This window comes from Fulvimarina fulva, from assembly GCF_039652615.1.
Taxonomy (GTDB): domain Bacteria; phylum Pseudomonadota; class Alphaproteobacteria; order Rhizobiales; family Rhizobiaceae; genus Fulvimarina.
The window spans coordinates 21,679-43,871 of sequence record NZ_JBDJAC010000019.1 but is presented as its reverse complement, the minus strand read 5'-3'; the positions used below and the strand labels follow the sequence as shown (position 1 = coordinate 43,871).

General features: G+C 62.6%; 17 protein-coding genes and 1 pseudogene. 11 read left to right on the top strand and 7 right to left on the bottom strand.

Translation table 11 applies throughout. The annotated features are described in order from the left end of the window. The first annotated feature begins 36 nt into the window (after positions 1 to 36). The 3 genes from ABDX79_RS18480 (at position 37) to ABDX79_RS18470 (ending at position 3,189) form a co-directional block, all read left to right on the top strand. Entirely contained in the window at positions 37 to 867 is an 831-nt protein-coding gene (locus ABDX79_RS18480) for a carbohydrate ABC transporter permease (protein WP_346221791.1), read from the top strand. A gap of 136 nt (positions 868 to 1,003) precedes the next feature. After that, a complete protein-coding gene (locus ABDX79_RS18475) occupies positions 1,004 to 1,288 on the top strand; it encodes a DUF2160 domain-containing protein (RefSeq protein ID WP_346221783.1) in 285 nt (94 codons plus the stop codon). A gap of 98 nt (positions 1,289 to 1,386) precedes the next feature. Then, complete coding sequence (locus ABDX79_RS18470) at positions 1,387 to 3,189, top strand: ABC transporter substrate-binding protein (RefSeq protein WP_346221782.1); 1,803 nt, start codon at positions 1,387 to 1,389, stop codon at positions 3,187 to 3,189. 203 nt (positions 3,190 to 3,392) lie between these two features. On the opposite strand, the gene ABDX79_RS18465 is transcribed toward ABDX79_RS18470, so the two are convergent. From ABDX79_RS18465 to ABDX79_RS18440, 6 genes are all read right to left on the bottom strand, one after another. Continuing rightward, complete coding sequence (locus ABDX79_RS18465) at positions 3,393 to 3,527, bottom strand: hypothetical protein (RefSeq protein ID WP_346221781.1); 135 nt, start codon at positions 3,525 to 3,527, stop codon at positions 3,393 to 3,395. 304 nt (positions 3,528 to 3,831) lie between these two features. Further along, positions 3,832 to 6,063 carry a phosphotransferase gene (locus ABDX79_RS18460; RefSeq protein ID WP_346221780.1) on the bottom strand — a complete coding sequence of 744 codons (2,232 nt, stop codon included), beginning with the start codon at positions 6,061 to 6,063 and terminating at the stop codon, positions 3,832 to 3,834. 120 nt (positions 6,064 to 6,183) lie between these two features. Further along, the gene (locus ABDX79_RS18455) at positions 6,184 to 6,726 is read right to left on the bottom strand and encodes a hypothetical protein (RefSeq protein WP_346221779.1); all 543 of its coding nucleotides are present in this window, start codon (positions 6,724 to 6,726) and stop codon (positions 6,184 to 6,186) included. Next, a complete protein-coding gene (locus tag ABDX79_RS18450; RefSeq protein WP_346221778.1) occupies positions 6,726 to 7,406 on the bottom strand; it encodes a hypothetical protein in 681 nt (226 codons plus the stop codon). Before ABDX79_RS18450 ends, ABDX79_RS18455 begins: the two co-directional genes overlap by 1 nt. A 30-nt stretch (positions 7,407 to 7,436) precedes the next feature. Then, entirely contained in the window at positions 7,437 to 8,588 is a 1,152-nt protein-coding gene (locus tag ABDX79_RS18445; protein ID WP_346221777.1) for a hypothetical protein, read from the bottom strand. Next, the gene (locus ABDX79_RS18440; protein WP_346221776.1) at positions 8,578 to 10,125 is read right to left on the bottom strand and encodes a hypothetical protein; all 1,548 of its coding nucleotides are present in this window, start codon (positions 10,123 to 10,125) and stop codon (positions 8,578 to 8,580) included. Before ABDX79_RS18440 ends, ABDX79_RS18445 begins: the two co-directional genes overlap by 11 nt. Positions 10,126 to 10,283: 158 nt before the next feature. Here ABDX79_RS18440 and ABDX79_RS18435 point away from each other — a divergent pair, with 158 nt between their 5' ends. From ABDX79_RS18435 to ABDX79_RS18405, 8 genes and pseudogenes are all read left to right on the top strand, one after another. Beyond that, positions 10,284 to 11,465, top strand: a complete 1,182-nt coding sequence (locus ABDX79_RS18435) for a hypothetical protein (RefSeq protein WP_346221775.1) — start codon at positions 10,284 to 10,286, stop codon at positions 11,463 to 11,465. Further along, complete coding sequence (locus tag ABDX79_RS18430) at positions 11,455 to 12,771, top strand: S1 family peptidase (RefSeq protein WP_346221774.1); 1,317 nt, start codon at positions 11,455 to 11,457, stop codon at positions 12,769 to 12,771. The genes ABDX79_RS18435 and ABDX79_RS18430 overlap by 11 nt, the downstream gene beginning before the upstream one ends. Then, positions 12,771 to 15,854, top strand: coding sequence for a hypothetical protein (locus ABDX79_RS18425; protein WP_346221773.1), 3,084 nt, complete (start codon positions 12,771 to 12,773; stop codon positions 15,852 to 15,854). Before ABDX79_RS18430 ends, ABDX79_RS18425 begins: the two co-directional genes overlap by 1 nt. Further along, positions 15,809 to 18,256: a hypothetical protein gene (locus ABDX79_RS18420; protein WP_346221772.1), complete on the top strand. Its 2,448-nt coding sequence runs from the start codon at positions 15,809 to 15,811 to the stop codon at positions 18,254 to 18,256. The genes ABDX79_RS18425 and ABDX79_RS18420 overlap by 46 nt, the downstream gene beginning before the upstream one ends. A 721-nt stretch (positions 18,257 to 18,977) precedes the next feature. Then, positions 18,978 to 19,061, top strand: a pseudogene (locus ABDX79_RS19785) (helix-turn-helix domain-containing protein); the annotation flags it as partial. A 42-nt stretch (positions 19,062 to 19,103) separates the two neighbouring features. Continuing rightward, positions 19,104 to 19,433 carry a hypothetical protein gene (locus tag ABDX79_RS18415; RefSeq protein ID WP_346221771.1) on the top strand — a complete coding sequence of 110 codons (330 nt, stop codon included), beginning with the start codon at positions 19,104 to 19,106 and terminating at the stop codon, positions 19,431 to 19,433. A 507-nt stretch (positions 19,434 to 19,940) separates the two neighbouring features. Continuing rightward, complete coding sequence (locus tag ABDX79_RS18410; protein ID WP_346221770.1) at positions 19,941 to 20,531, top strand: class I SAM-dependent methyltransferase; 591 nt, start codon at positions 19,941 to 19,943, stop codon at positions 20,529 to 20,531. 221 nt (positions 20,532 to 20,752) lie between these two features. Further along, positions 20,753 to 21,124 carry a helix-turn-helix domain-containing protein gene (locus ABDX79_RS18405; RefSeq protein WP_346221769.1) on the top strand — a complete coding sequence of 124 codons (372 nt, stop codon included), beginning with the start codon at positions 20,753 to 20,755 and terminating at the stop codon, positions 21,122 to 21,124. A 207-nt stretch (positions 21,125 to 21,331) separates the two neighbouring features. Here the strand turns inward: ABDX79_RS18405 and ABDX79_RS18400 are convergent, their stop codons facing one another. Continuing rightward, positions 21,332 to 22,081 carry an acyl-homoserine-lactone synthase gene (locus ABDX79_RS18400; RefSeq protein ID WP_346221768.1) on the bottom strand — a complete coding sequence of 250 codons (750 nt, stop codon included), beginning with the start codon at positions 22,079 to 22,081 and terminating at the stop codon, positions 21,332 to 21,334. Positions 22,082 to 22,193 lie beyond the last annotated feature (112 nt).

Sequence of the window (22,193 nt, the reverse complement as noted above, 5' to 3'; positions counted from 1 at the left end):
GACCGGCTGCCCCGGAGCGGCCAGTCCTCGAGCACCATGCGGGCGAGAGAACGGGCGAGAAACCCGCGCTTCAAGGCGAAGGCGCTCGTCCCGATCTTCTATATCCTCTTCCTCCTCCTGCCGATCTACTGGCTCGTGAACATGAGCTTCAAGACGAACCAGGAGATCCTGTCGGGCTTCTCGCTGATTCCGGTCGATCCCACCTTGCGCAATTACGCGGTGATCTTCGGCGATCCGTCCTGGTACATGGGCTATGTCAATTCGATCATCTATGTGGTGATGAACATGGTGATCTCGGTGGCGGTGGCGCTGCCGGCGGCCTATGCCTTCTCGCGCTATCGCTTTCTCGGCGACAAGCACCTGTTCTTCTGGCTGCTCACCAACCGCATGGCGCCGCCGGCGGTGTTCGTCCTGCCCTTCTTCCAGCTCTATTCCGCCTTCGGCCTGATCGACACCCATATCGCGGTGGCGCTCGCCCACTGCCTGTTCAACGTGCCGCTGGCCGTGTGGATTCTGGAAGGCTTCATGTCGGGCGTGCCGAAGGAGATCGACGAGACCGCCTATATCGACGGCTATTCCTTCCCGCGCTTCTTCTTCAAGATCTTCACGCCGCTGATCGCGAGCGGGATCGGGGTCGCCGCCTTCTTCTGCTTCATGTTCTCCTGGGTGGAGCTCCTGATCGCGCGCACGCTGACCGTCACCGAGGCCAAGCCCATCGCCGCCATCATGACGCGAACCGTCTCGGCCTCGGGCATGGACTGGGGCGTTCTGGCGGCCGCCGGCGCCCTCACCATCGTGCCCGGCGCGATCGTGATCTGGTTCGTGCGCAACTACATCGCCAAGGGCTTTGCACTGGGGCGGGTGTGATGGCAGCTCTTGCATCACCGACCACGCGGCATCTCCTCGTCCGTCGGGGCTGCCCTTCGCCAAATCGTCAACCGTCGCCGCAGGCCGCTTTCAACAGCGAATGGCTGGCCGGTGCACCCCTTGAGGAGATCGAAGCATGATCGACCTTTCCTGGATGGCCTGGACCTGGCCGACGGCGATCTTCTTCGTCGTCATCTTCTCCATGATCGCCCTGATGGGCGTGTGGGAATATGCCTCGCCGGGCGGTGGTCCGCGCGTCGGCGTGCTCCGCTTCGAGACGACGCGGGGCGACCGCCTGTTCGTCTCGCTGCTCGGCTCGGCCTTCATCTGCCTTGGCTGGCTGTATTTTACCGATCTCACCCTTTGGTACGCGCTGATCCTCTGCGCGGCCTTCTTCGTTCTCGTCTTCAAGACGGTCTAGTCTGAAGACGAAACCCCGATGGGCATGCCGCGTACGCCGGAGGCGCGGGGGAGCTGCCCGACACGACCATCAAACCGGCCTTTGGGAGGAATGACCTGATGAAACGAATGCTATTGGGTACGAGCGCCGCGCTCGCCATCATGCTGGCAGGCGGCCCGGCCTTTGCCGACATGGAGGCTGCCAAGAAGTTCCTGGACGACCAGATCGGCGACATGTCGACGCTCTCGCGCGCCGAGCAGGAAAAGGAGATGCAGTGGTATATCGATGCCGCCAAGCCCTTCCAGGGCATGGACATCAAGGTCGTCTCCGAAACGATCACCACCCATGAATATGAATCCAAGGTGCTGGCGCCGGCCTTCAGCGCCATCACCGGCATCAACGTCACCCACGACCTGATCGGCGAAGGCGACGTCATCGAGAAGCTGCAGACCCAGATGCAGTCCGGCGAGAACATCTACGACGCCTACGTCAACGATTCCGACCTGATCGGCACCCACTGGCGCTACAAGCAGGTGCGCGACCTCACCGACTGGATGGACGGCGAGGGCAAGGACGTCACTTCGCCGACGCTCGACCTGGACGATTATATCGGCCTGTCCTTCACTACCGCGCCGGATGGCAAGCTCTACCAGCTGCCCGACCAGCAGTTCGCCAACCTCTACTGGTTCCGCTACGACTGGTTCAACGACGAGAAGAACAAGTCCGACTTCAAGGAAAAGTATGGCTACGAGCTCGGCGTGCCGATCAACTGGTCGGCCTACGAGGACATCGCCGAGTTCTTCACCGGCCGCGAGATCGATGGCCAGAAGGTCTATGGCCATATGGACTATGGCAAGAAGGACCCGTCCCTCGGCTGGCGCTTCACCGATGCGTGGCTCTCCATGGCCGGCAATGGCGACAAGGGCATTCCGAACGGCAAGCCGGTCGATGAATGGGGCATCCGCGTCAACGATCAGGACCAGCCGACCGGCTCCTGCGTCGATCGCGGCGGCGACACCAACGGCCCGGCCGCGGTCTATTCGATCGAGAAATATCTCGACTGGCTGAAGAACTACGCGCCGCAGGAAGCCCAGGGCATGACCTTCTCCGAGGCGGGCCCGGTGCCGGCGCAGGGGCAGATTGCTCAGCAGATCTTCTGGTACACCGCCTTCACCGCCGATGCGGTCAAGGAAGGATTGCCAGTTGTCAACGAGGACGGCACGCCGAAATGGCGCATGGCTCCCTCGCCACACGGCGTCTACTGGGTGGATGGCATGAAGCTCGGCTATCAGGACGTTGGCTCCTGGACGCTGATGAAGTCGACCCCGGCCGATCGCGCCAAGGCGGCCTGGCTTTACGCCCAGTTCGTCGGGTCGAAGACGGTGGACGTGAAGAAGAGCATGGAGGGTCTGACCTTCGTGCGTGAATCCACCATCCGTTCCGAGCCCTTCACCGAGCGCGCGCCCAAGCTCGGCGGTCTGATCGAGTTCTACCGCTCTCCGGCCCGCAAGCAGTGGTCGCCGACCGGTACCAACGTGCCGGACTATCCGAAGCTCGCCCAGCTCTGGTGGCAGGCGATCGGCGATGCGTCTTCCGGCGCCAAGACCCCGCAGGAAGCCATGGACTCGCTCTGCGCCGAGCAGGAAAAGGTGATGGAGCGTCTCGAGCGTGCCGGCATCCAGGGCGATATCGGGCCGAAGCTCAATGAAAAGCACGATATCGAATACTGGAACAACTTCGCCAAGGAGAATGGCCACATCGCGCCGCAGCTGAAGAAGGACACCGAAAAGGAGACCCCGCAGACGGTCGCCTACGACGATCTGGTGAAGAGCTGGGCCGACGCCAACGGGCAGATGCCCGAGGACAAGACCGAGGCGGTGCCTGCAGCCGCTGACGGCGGCGACAAGCCGTCCGCTCAATAAGACCCCGTCGGGCGAATGAATTGACCCGTTGGGTCAATCCACGCCCGGCAAACGGCTCAAACGCCGCTCGGGCTGCCGACGACCCATGAAACCGATGGTTTCGAAGGTCAGCCGGTATAAGACAAGATCCCGTCGGGCGCTCGAAAGCATCCGCTTTCGGGCGCCCCTCGACCGGCTGGCGGCGGCTTGAGCCGCCGGCCACTTCAGGCTGACCTTGCGAGGAACGCCTCGCGCATGACGCCTCGCGCGGAGGCGTATTCGCGCTTGCTCACGACCCCGCGCATCACCGCGGCCATGTCCGGCGTGAGCGCAACGCTCGTTTTCTGGGCGTTCGCCATGACAGGCTCGACACTCAGTCATCGGCAGGCAAGTTCGCCACCGCCGGACTTCGGGAAACCTGACCTCTCTTTTGACGCGAACTGCAGGACGCCAGAGCCGGCGCTTCGATCCAAGCCCTTGTTTTGCCCATGATGCGATGCGAAAAACCATGCCGTATTCCGGCATCATGCTTTCATGGCGCTCGGGTTCGAAGGCCGCGTCCCTGCCGTGGCCGCCGCTGCGAACGGCGGAACGTCGAGGGGCTCTCGATCGTCCGTCCGACGTGATGGTCAGCGGTGGAGCCCGCCCGTCCGTTCGCGGATTTCAACCATCCTCCTCACCAAACGTGACGGCGAGGCCGCGCCATGCCTTCGTCGCTTCGACGGGAACGAGGTCGAAGCGGCGGGCGAGCATCTGCGTCAGGGTGACCAGCTGCGACAGGACAGCCTCGTCCACAATGTCGCACGGAGCGATATCGACATCGCAGAAGCTCGTGACGTGACCGGTCCTCAGGGACTGGACGGTCACGTCGTCGATATTGATGTGGAAGCGCTCCTGTTCGGCTTCGGGCCTCTCAAGGTCGATGAGGGCGAACTTCTCCCGGAAGGTCGTGTGGGACAGCGCGGCCGTGAACGGGTGGGGCGAGGGCGCGATGGGCACCACCCTTGCGGCCGAGGTCAACGGATTGCCATGATCTTCCAACCCGCTCGCGGCGGCCTTCCGGAAATCCGCGATGGTGAGATCGAGCGCGTCGATCCAGTTGAATTCCAGCCGCGCGATGACGCCCGTATCGCCATAGCTGACGAAGGGCAGTTCCAGATTGAGCGGATGCTGCGTCTTGTCCTCGACTTTGCCCCACGTCATGAACTTGCTCGTCATGCGCCGCTCGCGCAAGGAGAGCATTGCGCCGATCCACCCCTTCGACCGGGGCTTGTCCGCAAGGTCGTAGTAGAGATCGGAACTCTGCGGCCCGGGGGGCCGGTCGAAGCGCTTGACGACAAGCCCGTCGAACCAGGGATCGCCGCCGGGCATCAACTGCGACCAAGCTTGTCCCTGACCGTCCCGCAGCATCGTGCGTAACGGCTCGGCGCCCTCCGGCCCGGCCGGTTTCAGCCGGCCCTCGTGCTCGAGCGACAGCTCGACCGGCTTGTCGCTGTCATTGGGTCTTGGCGGAGCGTAATGGATCGCCCTGAAGCCGCGCCGGTCGAAGGTCTCGCGGGCATCGTGGATTTCGCGCAAGAGACGCTCGCGAACCGTCTGAAGGGCAGGGGGGACGACCGGCCCGATCGTCGCCGAGGTCTTGGTTTTTGCCGCTGAAGGGGCGCCGGTTTCAGCCTCGATGCGCGAAAGGAAACGTTTGAGCGCAACCAGTCCTTCACCATAGAGAATCAATGCCGCGTCCTCGCGGCCTTTCTTAAGCCGGCCCACGGGCAGCCCGATGAGGTTGGCAGCGAGCCCGAGTTCGTAGCGGGCCTCCCAGCCGGTGTCGTCGTGAAGGCGCGCGAACCGTGCGACCCGTTCGCGGCACATCGCGTTCGCCCGATCGACAAAGGCCGGGCGGGCGAAGTCGTAGGTGAGCGTCCCGTCCTCTCCCGTGGTCTTGAAACTGACCGCCGGCTTGCCTGAAGCGGGCTTTTCGATCGGCCCGGTTCCGAGCAGGAAATGGGTCAGCTTGGTGACGTCGAAGAGGTAGTCGCCGATCCCCCATTCCTTCGGATCGATGAATTTCAGCGACCACTCGCCCGCCCTTTCGCGCAGCATCAGATTGCCCGGATTGGGATCGCCGTGAACGGTGGTGGTAAAGCCCGGCGCGATGGCGGCGATGGCGCCCGCATTGGCTTCGAGCCGGTCGAGGAGGTCCTCCCAGGGCTCGAAGGGTTCGCCGTTGATCGTCAGCGCCATCGAGCCGAAGCGCCCGTCGAGCCTTGCCGCCTCATTGAGCCTCGTGCGGATGCGGTCAAGATAGTCTTCGGCGAGATTGGGCTGGATACGCGGCATGCGTCCGGCCTCGAAGCCTTCGAACATGTAGTCGAGAACGACCGCGATCAGGCGCTCCGGATCGCCCTCGGGCTTCCAGTCGTCGTCCTTGTTCGGAAACAGCCGATCCTCGAGGGAAATCCAGCCGTCTTCCTTGGGAAAATATTCGAAGAGATAGGCATAGGGCGGCGTGTCGCGGATCGCGTGGATCACCGGCCAGGCTTCCCGGTAGCGGCGCGGCAGGCGCGGGTCGTTGCGGATCGCGCGCATGGTCTTGCCTTCCTCGGCAAGCTTCGGCGTCTTGCGGTCGAGCTTGAAGGCGAAGTTCTCCTTCAGCGTATAGAAGGCGACCATCTCCGCCGTATTGCCGCCGGACAGGGGCTTGCCGATCGTCTCCCCGCGAAGCTCGGGCAGACCTTGTGAGACCGCTTCGCGGATCAACGCGTTTGCGATCGTGTCGGCCAAGGCCCCGCCTTCCTCTCCCGCGAGGAACCGCGTGGTGCCCGCATCGGCCTGGCCCGCCATGATCGTCTCGATGGTCCGGGTGATGATGGCGCGAAGCGATTGTTCGTCCTGCATGGCGATTGGTCCTCATGGGTTTGAAAGGGCGGCGCGCCCGGGAAGGGTTCGGGGCTGGCGCCGGTCGCTCCGCACGGGAGCACTGAGCGTGTCTTCGGCGGTCCGTTGTCCGCCCGAAGCCTATCGCGAGGTCACTCTTTCGACCGGCACCGGAGCTGCTCCCCCCGCCAGTTCGCGCCGGGTTCTGTCCTCGGCTGCCTCGCGCATGCCGCGTTCCATGGCCAAGACCGGCCGCTCGGTTCGCCCGGACCGGGTTTTGAGGTCGGTGACCTCCGCAACGAGGGCGTTTCGTTCTCTCTTAAGCGCCGCAAGTTCGCGCGCGTCGGCCTGGCCACGCGCAAGGGCGGCGCGCTTTGAGGCCAGTTTCCGCTCGAGGGCCGCGAGGCGTCGGCGCTTGGCGCTCAGCTCGGCCGCGAGGCTGCCCGCCACCTGGCGCTGGCTTGTGAGGCGGCCTTGCAGCCGAGCATTGGCCGTATCGAGGTCGCCGGCTTTTGCCTGCAGCATCGCGACGCGCTGGTCGTAGGCGCCGGTGACATTGCCGCAGACACCGCCCGCCAGTCCGCCGGCGCGCGGATCGGTGGTGACGTTCGAGCAGCAGCCCGAGAGAAGAAGGGCGGTGCCGAGGACGAGGCTGGTTCGGGTGGGGGCAGGGCGAAGCGTCATCACAGGGCCTTCTCCACGGCGTTCAGACCCGCCTGGCTCTTGGTGAGACTGGACCGTTTGGCCTCGGCCTGGTTGATTTCGGCGTCGAGCGCACGAGAGGGACCGAAGCGGCCTTTCAGGGCGCGCATGGTCGAGATATTCTCCCGCACCTCGGCGATCGCCGTGCTCAGATTGCGCTGGTCCTCGGCAACCGCGTTGCGCAAGTCCCGGCGACGCTCGCGGGACGACCTGTCGAGGGCCTTGGCCTCGGCCCGCCGCTGGCGAACCAGTGCGTCGGCGGTGGCGACGAGCCGGGTGAGCTTTCCGTTGCTGATTTTTGCCTGACGGATCACGGCCTGCAGTTGATCCTCGGTCGCGACATAGGACTTCTTGCTTTCGGCGACCCCATAGCCGCCAGCCCCTCCGATCAATCCCCCAAGCACGGTGCCGATAGCGCCGTTGCGTGCGATGTCGCGACTGCTTCCGCCGCCCAACTTCGTGGCGATGGCTGCGCCAACTCCGCCGATCAGTGCGCCGGCGGTCGCGCCCTCGATGATCGTGCGTTCGTAATCCGAGGTCTGGGCGGCCAGACGGCTCGATCCGCCGGAGCCGCCCGCTCCGAAACCGGTCGACTGGCAACCGGAAAGAGCAAGGCAGGCGCAGATCGCAAGCGCTGCACGAGAGGGTTTGACCTGTGGCATGGGACGTCCCTTTCACGTCGGGTTCGGTTTTCAGGAGGCGAGGCGCGCGAGCTGGGCCTTCAGCAGATCGGGATCGCACAAGGTGCTCCGGGCGAGGCCCTGGAGAATTCGGATGGTGGCGACGGCCTGTCCGGCTTCTTGCGTGGGGCCGACCAGACGCTCATATTCCGCGATCTGCCGGAACGCCTCCGGTCCATCGGTGGCCTCGCCCATGATCTGCCGGCGAATGTCCGGCGCGCGCTCGAAAGTCCGGGGCGATATGCGCAGGCATCCAAGGGGAATACCATTGCGTGCGAGGAGGCCGCGATAGGCTTCCGCAAGGAGCGCGCTGAATCGGTAGACCTCGTCCATCGCATCCTCGTCTTTAAAATCCTTGGGGGCGAAGGCCAGAAGCTCGGAGGGAATGTAGGTCTCGATCAGAAGCTCATTGGCGTTCGCCGGAAAGGTCGCTGCTTTCGCAGCGATGCGCCGCCGCTCATCGGCTTCGAGGGAAGCCGGTGGCGTCGCCGACCTCGCGAACGCGCTCGCGAGCTTCCCTACGGATCTCTCAATTTCTGCGAGTTCGACGTAGTCCCCGACGCTCTCGCCCGGCCCCTCTTCCCGATCCCGCCGGGCGCGCGCCTCGGCAAGTTCCGCGCCCAGCCGCTTGGTCTCGGCCGTCAGGTCGGCGTTGTGCGAACGTTGCGCCGCGTATTCGGCGCGAAGGCGTTTCAGTTCGGCTTCCAGCTCTGCTTGCTGGTCGCGGCTCATTCGCGAGTCGGTCCTAAGGGCGTCCGCCTCGGTGCGCGCGGTGTCGATCGCGCTTCGATTGGCCTCGTCCTGCTGCTTCAAGGCAGCCTGAAGCGCGGCGAGCTTATCCGCCGACCCTGCGATCTCGGCGGCCTGTCGCTCGATCTCGGCTTTCAACGCGGCCTCCTCGGCCAGCCTGGCTTCGTATTCGGCCCGAAGTCGCTCGAAGTCCGCCCGCGAAACGAGCCTCAGCGGGGGAGGGGACCGACGGTCTTTAACCGGCTCAGGTTCCTGCGGCGGCGACCGCGCCGCGATCCCGGTTCCGATCGATTCGAACTGCTGGCCTGCGCCGACGATCGAAAGCAGGAGGATCGCGACCGCGAAGAGCGAGATCATCAGGTCGGCGCCGGGGCCGTAGCTATCGATTTCGGCAGCGTGGGAGTCATCGTCCATCAAAGCGACCCTCGCCCACCGAAAGCCGGGCGCCGGTTTGCGTTGCCGCCGTCGTCGCGGCCGCAGTAGGGCTCTGGCCCGCGCTGAAATAGATCGCGAGAATGCCCGCGAGCGTCAGCGTCGAAAGGGCCGCCGCATGAAGGACGAGGCCGGAACGCTGGGCGCGGCGTCGCTCCGCCTCGACCTGCCGCAGGCCGTCCTTGAGCGCATCCTGCATCTGGCGCGTCATGCCGGCGAGCGCCTCCGAGACACCCTCGCGCAGACCGTCCTCCAGCTTCGGGCCGAGCCCTTCGGCAAGATCGCGCCCTGCGGAGCCAAGACCGGTGGTGAGGCTCGACGACACCTCCTGCAAACCCTTGGCGGTAACGGCGCGGTTCTCATCGATCGCCGCGCGCAGGAGGTCGGACTGGCTCCGAAGGAGCGTGTCCATATGGTCCGAAAGCTTTGCGAGACGCTCGCTCGACATGGTCTCGATCGACTGCATCTTCTCCGCGATCCCGCCCACCTGCCGGGCGGCCTCCCGGCCGTGGTCCAGCATGGCGCGGATCTCGGCAGACTGTTCGGCAAGGAGGCGGACGGGATCGGCAAGGCCGGCTCCGATCTCCCCGGCCGTGTTCGAAAGCCTCTCCGCATGCTGATGGAGATGGGACCGTGCATCCTTGACTTCGTCGAGGTTGTCCTTGATCGCGCCGCGAAGCTCTTCGGCGGTCCTGATGAGCTCCTCGTTTCCCCTGAAAGCCTCCCGAAAGAACAGCTGGCTCTTCTGGCCGGTCTTTTCGATGTGCGCTGCGAGTAGCGTCTCGCGCCAGCGCACGAAGGCGGCGAGGAGGGCGATGACGATCGCGGCCAGAATGCCGGCGATGGACGTGCCGAAAGCGAGCGCGAGCCCCTGGACGACATCTCCCACGAGGACGCCGATTTCATCTTTGAGCGCGGCGAGTTCGTCGGCGAGACCGGGCTGTCCTTGCGATGCGCTTTCGGTCCCGCGCAGGAGGAACACCTCCTGGACCTGCCCGAGCGACCAGATCAGCCCGACGAAGGTTCCCAGAATACCGGCGCGGATCGCGAAGACCTGGACCGCCGAAATGCTGCGCGAGTAGCCCCTGAGGCGGGCTTCCTCGGCCCGGACTGCCAGATGGACGGGCTGGTAGCGGAAAAACCGGGCATCGTTGAAGAGGAGGGCGAGGACATGCGCGGCCGAGGTTCTGCTTCGTTCGCGGATCTTCGCGTCCTCGTCGCCAAGAAGGCCGGACCGTGACAGATCGGAGGCCTCGGCCGAGAACTTGGTACGATCATGCCGGGCCGCGTCGATCCGCCGGCTGGCGAAGTCGATCACCTCGCGCTCCTGACGGCGGTGCCGCCACGACAACGCAACCAGAACTAAAGCCATCCCGACGGTCCCGACGAAGATCCCGATCGTCGACCAGAAGGCTGCCCGTGAGGCGAAGAACGGCGCGAGCGCTTCGGTCGAGCCCGCGAGCCATCGCCAAGCGAACACCAGAATTGCGGCTGCCGCGACCGTGGAGACGGCGATCACGAGAGTCCTCGTGGAAACAGGTCGCAACCTCAGATCCCCCACTTTTGCAAAAACTACCCCTACGGGAATCGGTAGCTTCAGAAATGGTGTAAATCAACCATTGATTGAAATATTTTCTTGGGTAAGGTTCTGGGTCGGAAACGGCATGGAGAGGGACGATGGCTGGTGTCGATGGCATGATCGGGACGCTGTTGGGGCGGGCGAAGGCGCGGCGAGGCCCGCCCGGCCAAAGGGCGCGTCCCGTTGGCGATCATCCGAGCGCCAGCGCGATCACGCTGACCGTCGTCGCCCGGAGCGAGGCGGGCGCATGGACCTATGGCGAGGAGATCGAGGCCCTGTGCGAGATCGTGGCGCGCAAGCTTCCCGGTCGCGATCTCGGGCCGTTCCATCGGCTTGAGATCGTGCTGTCGCCGGAGACGACGACGCGGCTCGGCCCCTGGGGCGAGCCCGGTCGCCTCCCCAGTCTCGTCATGGCCGAGATGCCGCTCGAGACCGGCCGTGTCTACACCGCACCGTTCCAGAGCGCCGGAACGCAGGTTGACGGTCGACCGGACGCACAACACGGCGCCGACGAGCGCCGGCTGCTCGATCCGATCGGTCACTTCGGGGCTGGAGGAGACCTTGGGCGGGACCTTGGCGACGCCCTGAGCGAGGACCGCAGGGCAAGGCTCGACGCCCTCATCGAGCACGCCGCCGGTGCGGTCGATTCTTTCCCGAGGGAGGAGGATGGCCTGCGGGCGGCCATCGCGTCGGATGTCGTGGAGGCGTCCCTCTGGCCGCCCGGTTTCGAACACGAGAGGCCGATCGCCAGTCTCTACGAGGAGGCCGTGCCGACCCGCCGCCAGCGCTTTGCGATCGTGCTCGCAGAACGGAGCGAGCTCGCGCATGTTCACGAAACGATCGTCGAGACGCTCGCGCCCCGGATCGAGGTGCATGGCAAGGCTCTCGAAAATGAGACGGCCGACGATGCGGCGACACGCGCCGCGTTCTTGAAGCGTCAGGCCGCGATCGCGGCATGGCAGGCCCTGGCCGGTGCGGACAACGCCCGTAACTTCGGCTCCGGCAGCCAGGTCGCCACGGTTGCCGAAAGCTATCTCGACAGTGCTGTCCTCCGCCGGCTGGACGCCGATGCCCTTCGGCTCGATCCGATCGCGGCCGCTGACGATCAGGACGCGCGCGCCGAGATCCTGCGGCTTCTGGCGGTCCTTAAGAGCCCGCGTGACGAGGCAAGCCTGCTGGAGGCGATCAAGGACGCCATCGAGAACGGTCACGTCTTTTTGCCGCGAGCGAAACTCGAGGCACTTCTCGGCCGGGTCATCGAGCGCCGCAATGCCCTGTGAGAGCGGGCTTGCGGAATGCGTCGTGCACATCAGGAGCGAGGGCGCCGGAAACGGTTCCGGGCTTCTCGTCGCGCCGGATCTCGTCCTCACCTGTGCCCATGTGGTCGACGGGACCTTTTATGGGAGTCGGGAAGGGGAGGAAGAAAATCCGACGCCCAGAAAGACGGTCAATGCCTGCGAGAGGCTGAAACAGAAGATCGGCCAACTTTCGGCGACCGTGACGGCCCATGACGGGGTGGTAAGGGACGCGCTCCTCTTCGCCGTCCACGACAACAGGGACATGGTTCTCCTCCAGCTCGATCGGTCCCTGGAGGTCGCTCCGGTTTCGCCACCGCTCTACGTCCGCAGACGGCTGAAACAGTCGGATGCGCTGCTGGCGCTCGGCTTCCTCGACGATGGCAGGTCGGTCCGTTTGAACTGTTCGAACGTCTCGCCAAGCGGCAACGAGGATGCGCAGAGCGGATCGGTGACCGCATTCTTTGGACAGGCCGAAGTCGGGATGAGTGGCGGACCGATCTTTCTGAGGGTCGGCGACGGCTTCGAACTGGCCGCCATGACATGTTTCGGCGGAGGAACGATCGATTTCACGGGCACGATCCGGGACACCGAAATCCGCGCGTTCGTCGCGCCCGATGCGAAGGCCACCGCGTCGCCTGGGCCTGCGAGCCCGGACGGGACCGGCTACGGCCTGCCGCAGATCGTGCACCTGCCTCTTCTTCCTTCGCGAAATCCGAAAGCCTTCGTCCGTTGCACGCCTCCCGCGTTCCATCTTGGGACCGGCGGCCCGACGGACGTCGTCTATGTGGCGACCCATGCTCTCGACCTCTCCGACGTCGACGCACTGAACGGGATCGAGCGATCGCCAGTTCTTCGCGAGGCCCGGCAGCGCAGCATCGCGGACTTTTCCGAAGATGAACTTTCGCGGCTCCAGACTCTCCTGAAGAGGAACGAGCATGAGAACCGCGAGCCCTGGCGCGACTGGCTGCGCCCGGCGGGGGCGCTTGAGCTGGAACAGCCTCTGTTGGGCCGGTCCCCGGCAGCGCCAGCGGAGAGTTCGCTGGCTTCCGAGGCCATTCCGGGTCTGCCGCCGGAACGTCCGAAAGAGGGCGAGGCCGGCGCCGCATTCTATGCGTTTCCGGACAACGGTCTCGAATGGGCACGCACCGAAAGTGGGTCCTGGCAGCGCGTTCGTCGGCAGGGGCAGCAGATCCGTCAGAGCCATCGAACCTCGGCGGCTTCGAGAAAAGCACCGCGCGCAGCCTTCAGGCCGGCGCTCGCCGTCCCCGTATGGGCAGGAGCCGTTTGATGAGCGAAGAGCCCATGAGCCCGATCAAAGGCGGCTTCATGGCCGGCTTTGGCGGTTATGGCCCCCAGAACGTGTCAATGAACAAGGAGACCAACACGCTTTCGGGGGATACGCAGAACGATCCAGCTGGCAATCTCTCGTTCGACACCGATGGGGAGCCGGACACCTCCAAGCAAGGGTCTCAGAACAGTGGCGGCGAAGAGCTCAATACGTTTCCCTATCGCCTCGTCGATCTGGATTTAAGATTGGGCGAGACCCTTCTGGAATACGCGCTCTCGACGGCCAGGAATTCGTATTTCACCAGCCTTCTCATGCGCGCCGCAGCCTATGCATCGGGTGTGGGCCTCGATGCCAATCCCGTCCCGGTCGTGGCGCTCGCGCTGCGCACGAACGATCCTAAGTCTTCTGTGCCTCCCGCGCCTCTCGCAGCGCTCGCCCGACTTCTCGCCGAAGACCCGGGCAAGGGCCGAGCCGGCGAGAAAAGCGGGCCGCCGATACAGATCTGCGAGTTCGACGGCAAGATCGCGGCATCCCAGACGCCCGAGTCTCTGGCGGGCTTCCTGTCGCAAGAGATCGCGGTGGGCAATGTCGTGGCGGACAAGCTCATCGTGTGGGTGCGCGATGCGTCGCACTCACGCGGCTGGGAAACGGTGAGCCTCTGCGGCCATGACGCGTTGAGCAAAATCCTTCGAGACCAGAACAAGCAGCTGATCCTCGGGATCGAGCTGTCGGGGCGGCGACGCATCTCGGACCTTGTCCATTCCGACAACCGCATCTTTCCGCTGCCATGGGCGCTGCCTCTCGTCCTCGACTGGGCGGAAAAGCGCGACATAGACCCAGACCGCATCGAAACGGAGGCGTTGCTGGACTTCGAAGCGAATATACGCTGGCTGGGTCGAAAGAACGACGGCAACGAATGGAACGCTTTCGTGCGTGTGGCCGCCGGACTGGCCGAAGCGCGAACGCCCGACGGCTTGACCAGTCGATTGCGGTCGAACGCGACGAGGAGCTTCGACGTCGAGGACATCTGGGAGAGACCTGGCCGACGGGTCGATGCCGCCTTCGGGCTCGCCGAACTCGCATCGGCAGAGAACAGGGACCAAGGGGAGAGAAGCGGCGAAAAGCCGCCGCCGGATCCTCGGGTCCTGCACGCGGCGCTCGTCTTCACCGCCGCGTTCTGCAGCGCGCTTCCCGGCCCCGCTTTCCGCAGCTTCGCCCGGGCATGCCTCGACCCTAAGGAGCGGGTCAGCTTTGCTGATCTCACCGAAGCGGATCTCAAACACATTCAGGAGCTGAAAACCGTTTCCGGCAAACAGGCCGACATTGCCAAGGAACGGCCGCGCATCATCGATTATTTCGACCGATGGGCGGACCAGATCCTGAGATATTATGATATCCGCGCCGAACCCGACGGGCATTATCGGCTTGGCAAGGACTGGGATTTTTTTCCCGTCGCGGACCATATCGGCAGCAGTGCGCCGATCCAGGCGGGGGAGCTGGTCGCCCGGCTTCTCTCCAACATCGAAGCGTCCGTCGTCAGCGAGCAGATCGATCACCGCGTGGTTCTGGAAATCCTCGCAGGAATCCGCTGTCATTTGCCTACCGCGCTCGCCGATGACCAACTGGTGGCCTGGCTCGGCGAATTCGCTTTCTACGATTTCCTGAAAAAGAACCTGACCTTCGAAGGAAGGAAGAAGTTCGCACAGGAAGAGACGTTCGCCCGCGACCATCGCCAGAAGGCGATCCGTAACGCCACCTTTCTTGCCCGCGAACTGACCGGAGACCTTCGGGCCGACGGCGATCTGGTCCCCTCCGAACGGGCGGCGCTATGTCTCGCCAAGACCATGACGATCTTTCTGTCTGCCTGCAGATCCAGCGCAACCCAAAGGGACGGCCACGACAGACCCGAGGCGAAAGCCCTTGCAGACGGCATGATCGAAGCCGCCCTCAATGCGGAGGATTGGCCCGCGCCGTTCGAGGTCGCGTTCGCGCTCTGGATGATGCTGCTCGGGCCCGCAGACAGGCTGACCGGCGGCACGAGCAACCTGCGCCGCCGGATCGCCTTCTTCCAACGCAATCGCAGGAACCTCGTCTTTCTCCGCACCATCGTTCACAGCTTTCTCCATACCGGTTTCGACAGCGTGCTTGCGCCGTCCGCGCCGCTGGAGCGGTTTGCGCGGATCGTCGAGATCCTCAAGGCGGGATCGGCCGAAGCGCCTGATCCCTGGCAGGCGATCGGCGATGTCGTGACGGAGCACATCGTCAATCTTGAGATCAGGTGGCTGACGCCGCAGACGGGGCTCGTCGAATACCGGAAGATGAGACATCCCCGCTTCGCCAGCCTGATCGTCCAGGAGCCGTTTCAGAAGGATAGTCCGGAGGCCCTCGTGCGCGACCACGTCGTCGAGCGCTTCTTCGCGGTCTCTCCCGCGGACTGGCTTGCACGAAGCGCCGGCGGCATGGCGCTCGGCACCGTTAGAGAACGACTCAAGGACATTCTTTCCGTCCTCCTCGACGGCGTTCCGGACGGGCTCGGCCCGTGGCAGGATCTTTCTGTGGACGAAAAGGAGAAGCGGGTGCTTCGCTCTCTCCTTGCCCATTGCAACGCTCCGGCCGATCTCACTGTCGGAACCTTTTTCGAGCGGCTTGACGCGCTTGGCACGGACTTCTCGTCCCCTGACGCGAAAGCCCTTGTCGGTGTCTACGGCCTGTTCTGGCCTGCGCTCCTTCTTCATTGGCGCTGCCAGACCCTTGGCGTCGCGCCCATCGGCGGCGATCAGGCGGGTGCGAACGGATTCCGCGCGTTCCTCCTCGATCTGCGAGACAGGCTTTCGGACAAGCGGCTCGCAGAGCTTCGCCACGGACTTTGCCGATTGGCCCTTGCGACGGAAGAGGCGCTTTTCCGCGGGGCCGAATCCTATGGCGACCCTTCGGCCGCCAAATTCTACCTCGCCAAGGCGGAGGCCGCCCGAATGCTGGCGCTGGCTCTCCAAACGCCCGAACGCGCACACCCTCAAGACAATCAGGGAGATACGCCATGCCCGGCAATACCATCGGATATGCCTGCCCGTACCGCGAAGTGATCGTCTCGATGGACAAGAACGAGCCGAACCGCGAGGGCTACGACAGCTTCTCCTTCGACCGGACCGGCAAGATCATCGAGGGCGCGAGGCTCTGGCTGGCCAATCCCAAACGGGTGATCGCCGTACACCGCGAATATTATCGCCCCATCTCCGATGCCACGGAGCGCTTGAAGCAGGAGATCGGCCCCACCCTGTTCAGGACCCGCGAGGAGGTGAGATTCAAGCTGGACATGCGGATCGCCACGTCCCGCGACCGCACGCGCCGGATCGCGGAATGCCATTTCGACGACGAGAAAGGCCCCGAGCAGCTCTTTTACAGCTATTTCGGTGACCGGTTACGCAGGCTGCTCGAAGTGTCCGCCAAAAGCGATTCGGACGACATCGATACGCGGATCGCGCGCAACAAGAAGGAGTGGGAGACGGCACTCGCGGCCGAACTCTCCGCGCGGTTCGCCATCCGCGTGGAGCTCGATTTCGACGTCGACACGGTGATACCCAAGGATACGGCCGTCGCCTCCGACCCGGCCGCACCGCTCCTCCTCGTCCTGCGCGACCGGATCGATCGGACGGTGCCGGCCTCCTTCGAACTCAGGATCGCGCGCGATCCGGCGCTTCCAGCCAAGAGCGCCCTGCCGGGTGACAGAAACCGGCTGCGCGACGCCGTCGCCGACGTGATCCGGCAGGCCGCGAGCGAGGAGATCCGCCTCTTCGACTACTGGTACGATCAGAAGCGGATGAACGAGGTCCTGAAACCCCGGATCGCCGCCTATCTGAACGATTTCGGATTCTGCGTCGCCAATCTCCTCGTTAAGAACGTCGATTCGGCAAAGCCGCCTGCCCATGCCGTCAAGCTCGACACTCGCGTTCCCTGGGAGGACAGCTACGGCCATCCTCTCGAATTTCGCGCCGAAGCCATCGCGGAAATCCATCCCGACGGCGCTGGACGCTACGATCGGGCCGGACGCCCCGATCGCGCGGCCTGGTTCGAGCGCACCATGGCCGCCTGTCTGAGGCGCGTTCTCGCCGGCACCGCGATCAACGATTTTTCCGATGCGGCCATTTCCAGGAAGAACGACGAGATCAAGGCCTGTATCTCCGCCGAGGCCGAGGTGATCGGTCTCGAGCTCACCGTCTTCGTCGGCACGCCCTTCCTGCCGCTGCAGCGCTGGCTCACCGTGAACCGCGTCCGGGTGCCCGAGACGACCTATCCGACCGCCCATCCGACGATCCACGGTCATTTCTCCATGGACATGGAGGTGATGTTCGAGAGCCGAAAGGCGATCGACGGCTTCGTCGCCGATCATGCCCGGACGGGGAGGGGAACGAATGCGCGCCTGCCCGACGATCAATTCGTGGAAGATTGTCTGATCGCGGCCGCGAAGGAGGCCGCGCAGCTCGTCATGCAGACCACCGCAGCCGAGACCTATTTCAGCACCTATATCGGCGCGGGTGAGTGGGACAACCCGACCGGCGAACAGGGCCTGCCGGGGCAGGAGCGGGAGAAGGACGCCAATCGTATCCAAGCCAAGCTTAGCGAGATCCTCGAACGGCGCTATCCTGGCGTCGGCCTCCAATCTCTCTCCTTCCATCGCCGCGACCAACATCTGGAGGCCCTTCGCTCGAAGGTCGCCGCGCTCAAGACGATCGATTTTACATGCGAGCTCGTGGACCGAGACAATGCCGGGCTCGACAGGACGCTCGACGTCTATCTGACGATCGCTGGCGGCCATGCGACCCAGGTCGTGATGATGCTGTCAAAGCGGCTCCAGGACGAAGAGACCGAAGCCTTGCGGAGACTGATCGCCAATCATCTCAGAAAGGTCGTCTCAAACCGGCTGAGCCATATCAACAACGATGAAATCGAGAGCCTCGCGGCGTCTCTCACCCTTGCGGCACGAGATTACACGTCGCAAGCCCGTAATGAGATCGTCAATGTCGTCCGACATGAGCTGCAAAGCGAATTCGGGCTACAGGCAGGGACCATAGAGCTGACGGCAGGCCGGTCCGGCGAGGTGAACGAGGTCCGGTTGATGAACCAGACGACACGGCAGGGCAAGCTGAAGCGCATCCGCCAGAAGCTGACCATCCTGCAGGACAGCCTCGAAAACCTGTTGATCGAGCGGCTGAAGATTACGGACACCACGCCGGAAGCCCGCGAGCGGCGGCGGGAGCTGGGTCTGCGGATCGAGGAAACCGAACGCGAGATCGAGGCGCAGCAAAACGAAATGAGAGGGGATGGCTTGCTGCCGCATCCCGAAGCTCCAGCGTCTCGGATCGCCAATGGGGCGGGCGAAGCAAGCCCACCTCAGCCAGACAGCAGCAATCGCCCACAAAACGCTCAGGGGACTGCCGACCCACAGGCGCGCCGTTCATCCGAAACCAACTGGGACGGCAGTCTGTGACCGGCAACTGATCAGGTCGCGCTCGAGAGCGGCCACAACTCTGAGTTCCGTGTGAAGCGTCCCGGATTTTTCAGAGGCTCCTATCTTTGAGAAGGAGCTAGTAGAGCGAATCTGACATTTGCGTCCCGCTCTCGGCGAACTCCGCTTCAAATGTCAAATTCAAAAGCTCCACTAGAAACAATATCCTGGCTAGTGGCTCTTTGATTCCGACGGTCGCTCTGAACGTGCTGCAAACGGGAGGAAAACGTCGAAATCGAACCACTCGTATACCGTTAACGACTGAGGCGCCGCCTGTTGATAAGCCTCGGAACGAGACGTGGCACGATCGAACGAGTCGTTGATGTTATCGTTGCCCACATTATTACTCTTTAATGGTCTCTGGATCACGATAGAAGAGATTTGCAAACAGACAGAATGCGAATAATATAACAAAAAAATACTCGTGAACCAACGACTCTTTCGAAATACCGAATAAGCTTTCAACCATCTCCTGTAAATCTCCATTTGGTTTATTTACCATATAAAACATCATAGAGCTCGAGCTTAGACCGGTAATATATCGATTTAATCTGTGGATCGATTTCGATGTCATGCGGCCCCCTGAGTTCCAGCGCGAAGTGCAACACCCCAGAGCCGATTTATGATCGGCTCGGTTATCCAGACCCAATCGAGTGTTGCCATGCCATCCTACGTCCATCTGTCTTCTCTCGAAAGATAAGAGATCACCGTACTTCAGGCCGCCGGCTATTCGAATGCCGCCATCGCTCGCGCTCTGAAACGATCGCCTTCGACCATCGGCCGCGAGCTTCGCCGCAACGCGTTGCCGAGCGGGACGTATTCGCTTCGGTTGGCCGACGGAGCCTATCTTGAGCGACGGCAGCGGGCGGCTATCCTCGAAACCGACGCATGCCTGCGGGACTTCGTCGTCCAGCGCCTGTCGGAGGGCGGGTCGCCCGAGCAGATTGCCGGCTGGCTGAAGGGCGGCACCGGGAACGCAAACGGTCGATTGCGACGATGGCTCCCGCGATCGCTCGATCTCGACACCCTCACCGAAACCGATCTTCAGGACATCATCGTCTCGATCAACACCACGCCGAGGAAATGCCTCGGCTTCACCACGCCGCTTCAGGCCATGCTCAAAGAGCTTGGCAAGGACGTCCAGATCCGCTTCTCATGAGCCGTTGCACTTCACGATGTAACTCAGGTGGGTCCTGATCAGCGAGAGTTGGTATAAATTTGCGAACAACACCTGAGGTCCACGCGATTTCGAACCAAAGTGCCTTTGAACTACCATACTCAGAAAACTATGATAGGCGACTTCGGGATTTAACTGTATTGTTCGGAGGCGAATTCGATAGAATGTTCGATGAGCAGTTTTATTTTGAGCGTATTTGCGATGTGCGAGACGCTCTAGCGCTTGGTCGCTCCAAATCGGGATTCATTCATTGGTTGACCAATGGTGTAGAAGAAGGTCGCGATATGGCGATGCAACATGTCTGTGTTGAACGAAATTTGTATATGATTAGAGAGCCGTCCTGTGAAACATAGATCTGATCCGTTTAAATTTCTCTCTGGTCCCGAGCTTGATCCAGTTTTTTGGCCGAACGCCCGAGCACGGCAGGATAGTGCATGGCACCAACACGTGCCATTTGGTCATCTAGTTGCAACCTTATCGCGGCCAGCGGTGCTTGTCGAACTCGGAGTCCACCATGGCGTCTCCTATACTTCGTTTTGTGAGGCGGTGCGCCGAAACAAATTGAATACGCGTTGCTTCGGGATTGATACCTGGCAGGGTGATGAACACGCCGGCTTTTACGGCGAAGAGGTGTTTCTTGAATTTGAGGAATTTCACAAGAGGCAGTATTCAACTTTCTCAACTTTAATTCGGTCAACGTTCGATGCAGCCCTTGCCGATTTCGAGAACTCTTCGATTGATCTTATTCATATTGACGGCAGGCACACATATGAGCAGGTCAGCCATGATTTTGAAACGTGGTCTGTCAAGCTTTCTAATAGAGCGATTGTACTGTTCCACGATACTCAGGAACGCAAATCCGGATTTGGTGTTTGGCAATTTTGGGACGAAGTTCGGACTAAGTGGCCAAGCTTCGAATTTAAGCATGAACATGGTCTAGGTGTTTTAGCGTTCGGTTCGGAACCTCCAAAGGATCTGCTTTGGCTATTCGAGAACTCGTTGAGCGAAGAACAGGCAGACCGCATTCGTAGTCGATTTCAGCTAATAGGCGAAGCAATTTACACGCAACATCGCTCATAAGAAGATGTACCGCGGACGGCATGATTGCATAGATCGCGGCAGTATGTCGTCAGCCGTCCAGTAGTCTATACGTCTATTTTATCTTCGACTATTCGGAAGCTGGGCGGCTCTTCGTCGAGATCGACAACTCCCTCACGGGCCGGGCGGGGACTGAGTTCCAGCGCGAAGTGCAACACCCCAGAGCCGATTTATGATCGGCTCGGTTATCCAGACCCAATGGAGTGTTGCCATGCCATCCGACGTCCATCTCTCGTTTCTCGAGGGAGCAGATTGCGGTCTTTCGCGCCGCAGGCCATCCAAACGCCGAGATCGCTAAAGCTCTTGGTCGTGCTCCCGCTACGATCAGCCGCGAGCTTCGCCGCAACGCGTTGTCGAGCGGAACGTATTCGCCTCGGTTAGCGGACGGAGCCTATCTTGAGCGACGGCAGCGGGCGGCTATCCTCGAAACCGACGCACGCCTGCGGGAATTCGTCGTCCAGCGCCTGTCGGAGGGCTTGTCGCCCGAGCAGATTGCCGGCTGGCTGAAGGGCGGCGCTTACGTTGATTCAAGTGATCAGATCGCCGTACGTCTTATGATACCGCCGGACGAATGAATTGACCCATGGCCAATTCTCGTCCGGCGCACGGCTCAAGCGCCGCTCGGGCTGCCGACGGACCTTAAAAAGCGGTGCTTTCAAAGATCCATCGGCATGAGACGCACGGCGATCTGAGGACGTTGCTCCGCCTCAGGGTCGGTTGATCTCTCGCTCGAAATATCCGCCTGACGACAGGGCTGGCGCGCGAGCGTGGAGAAACGTTGCTCAGGCGTGCAGCGCCATGGGCGCGCCTGTGACAGCGTCGGTGGCAATGTATGCTGGCGGGACGTGCGTGGAGGCCGCGAGCGGCGCGACGGGTGTGCCATCGGTAAAGGCGCGTGCCACGCGGATGCCTTCGCCGCGCAGGACCGGTTGCCGGAGCTCCGGCGAATTGCTCAGCCGCATCAGCGCGTGCAGGTTGGCCTCGGAGATTTCAAAGCCCAGGCAGTGAACGGCATCGTGGCGGAATTCCCTTGTCACGCCCAGGTGCTCGACGTGGAAGCCCAGGCTGCGGTAGCGGCGATACTTCACGCTGCTGCAGTTGCAGAGCAGCATCTCGACGCCCATGGCGCGGCAGGCCATGAACAGCCCGCCCAGCAGAGTGACCAAGGCGGCGGTTCTGGCCTCGGGCTCGATCAGCCTATCGTTGAGGCAAAGGCGGGTGCCTTCCCAGACGCGGCAGTTGCGGCGGACGTCTCCGAAGCGTTCAACGGCGATGGTCCGGCGGAATACTGTCGTCATCAAGTTATCGCGCATGAGCGGCATAAGCCGAATACTGCCGAGGAAAGCGCCTGAAAGGTCGTCCACCCAATTCAGGTAATAGCTGGAACCGAAGTCGAAAATGTCGGCCTCTTGCCCCTCGCAGTGCGGGATATCCCAGCCAAGCTCATCACAAAACACATGTTTTCGGAGCCTGAGCATTTGCGCGCGGAGCTGAGATTCGATTGATGTGGTGGTGTCGATTTGAAAGGTCATCGGTGGTCCTCCCTCTGGATGACCCGATTTTTCTTCCGCATTTGTAGCGATTTCAAAACGTGCAGTTGTGCACTAACAATTTGACAAACACAACTGTACGTATTGCAGGATT

What these genes read in the sequence shown, in the direction of transcription:
- ABDX79_RS18450 (WP_346221778.1), bottom strand. Translation starts at nt 7,406, where the DNA reads ATGCCACAGGTCAAACCCTCTCGTGCAGCGCTTGCGATCTGCGCCTGC.
- ABDX79_RS18420 (WP_346221772.1), top strand. Translation starts at nt 15,809, where the DNA reads ATGCCCGGCAATACCATCGGATATGCCTGCCCGTACCGCGAAGTGATC.
- ABDX79_RS18480 (WP_346221791.1), top strand. Translation starts at nt 37, where the DNA reads ATGCGGGCGAGAGAACGGGCGAGAAACCCGCGCTTCAAGGCGAAGGCG.
- ABDX79_RS18430 (WP_346221774.1), top strand. Translation starts at nt 11,455, where the DNA reads ATGCCCTGTGAGAGCGGGCTTGCGGAATGCGTCGTGCACATCAGGAGC.
- ABDX79_RS18470 (WP_346221782.1), top strand. Translation starts at nt 1,387, where the DNA reads ATGAAACGAATGCTATTGGGTACGAGCGCCGCGCTCGCCATCATGCTG.
- ABDX79_RS18425 (WP_346221773.1), top strand. Translation starts at nt 12,771, where the DNA reads ATGAGCGAAGAGCCCATGAGCCCGATCAAAGGCGGCTTCATGGCCGGC.
- ABDX79_RS18460 (WP_346221780.1), bottom strand. Translation starts at nt 6,063, where the DNA reads ATGCAGGACGAACAATCGCTTCGCGCCATCATCACCCGGACCATCGAG.
- ABDX79_RS18455 (WP_346221779.1), bottom strand. Translation starts at nt 6,726, where the DNA reads ATGACGCTTCGCCCTGCCCCCACCCGAACCAGCCTCGTCCTCGGCACC.
- ABDX79_RS18400 (WP_346221768.1), bottom strand. Translation starts at nt 22,081, where the DNA reads ATGACCTTTCAAATCGACACCACCACATCAATCGAATCTCAGCTCCGC.
- ABDX79_RS18435 (WP_346221775.1), top strand. Translation starts at nt 10,284, where the DNA reads ATGGCTGGTGTCGATGGCATGATCGGGACGCTGTTGGGGCGGGCGAAG.
- ABDX79_RS18465 (WP_346221781.1), bottom strand. Translation starts at nt 3,527, where the DNA reads ATGGCGAACGCCCAGAAAACGAGCGTTGCGCTCACGCCGGACATGGCC.
- ABDX79_RS18475 (WP_346221783.1), top strand. Translation starts at nt 1,004, where the DNA reads ATGATCGACCTTTCCTGGATGGCCTGGACCTGGCCGACGGCGATCTTC.
- ABDX79_RS18445 (WP_346221777.1), bottom strand. Translation starts at nt 8,588, where the DNA reads ATGGACGATGACTCCCACGCTGCCGAAATCGATAGCTACGGCCCCGGC.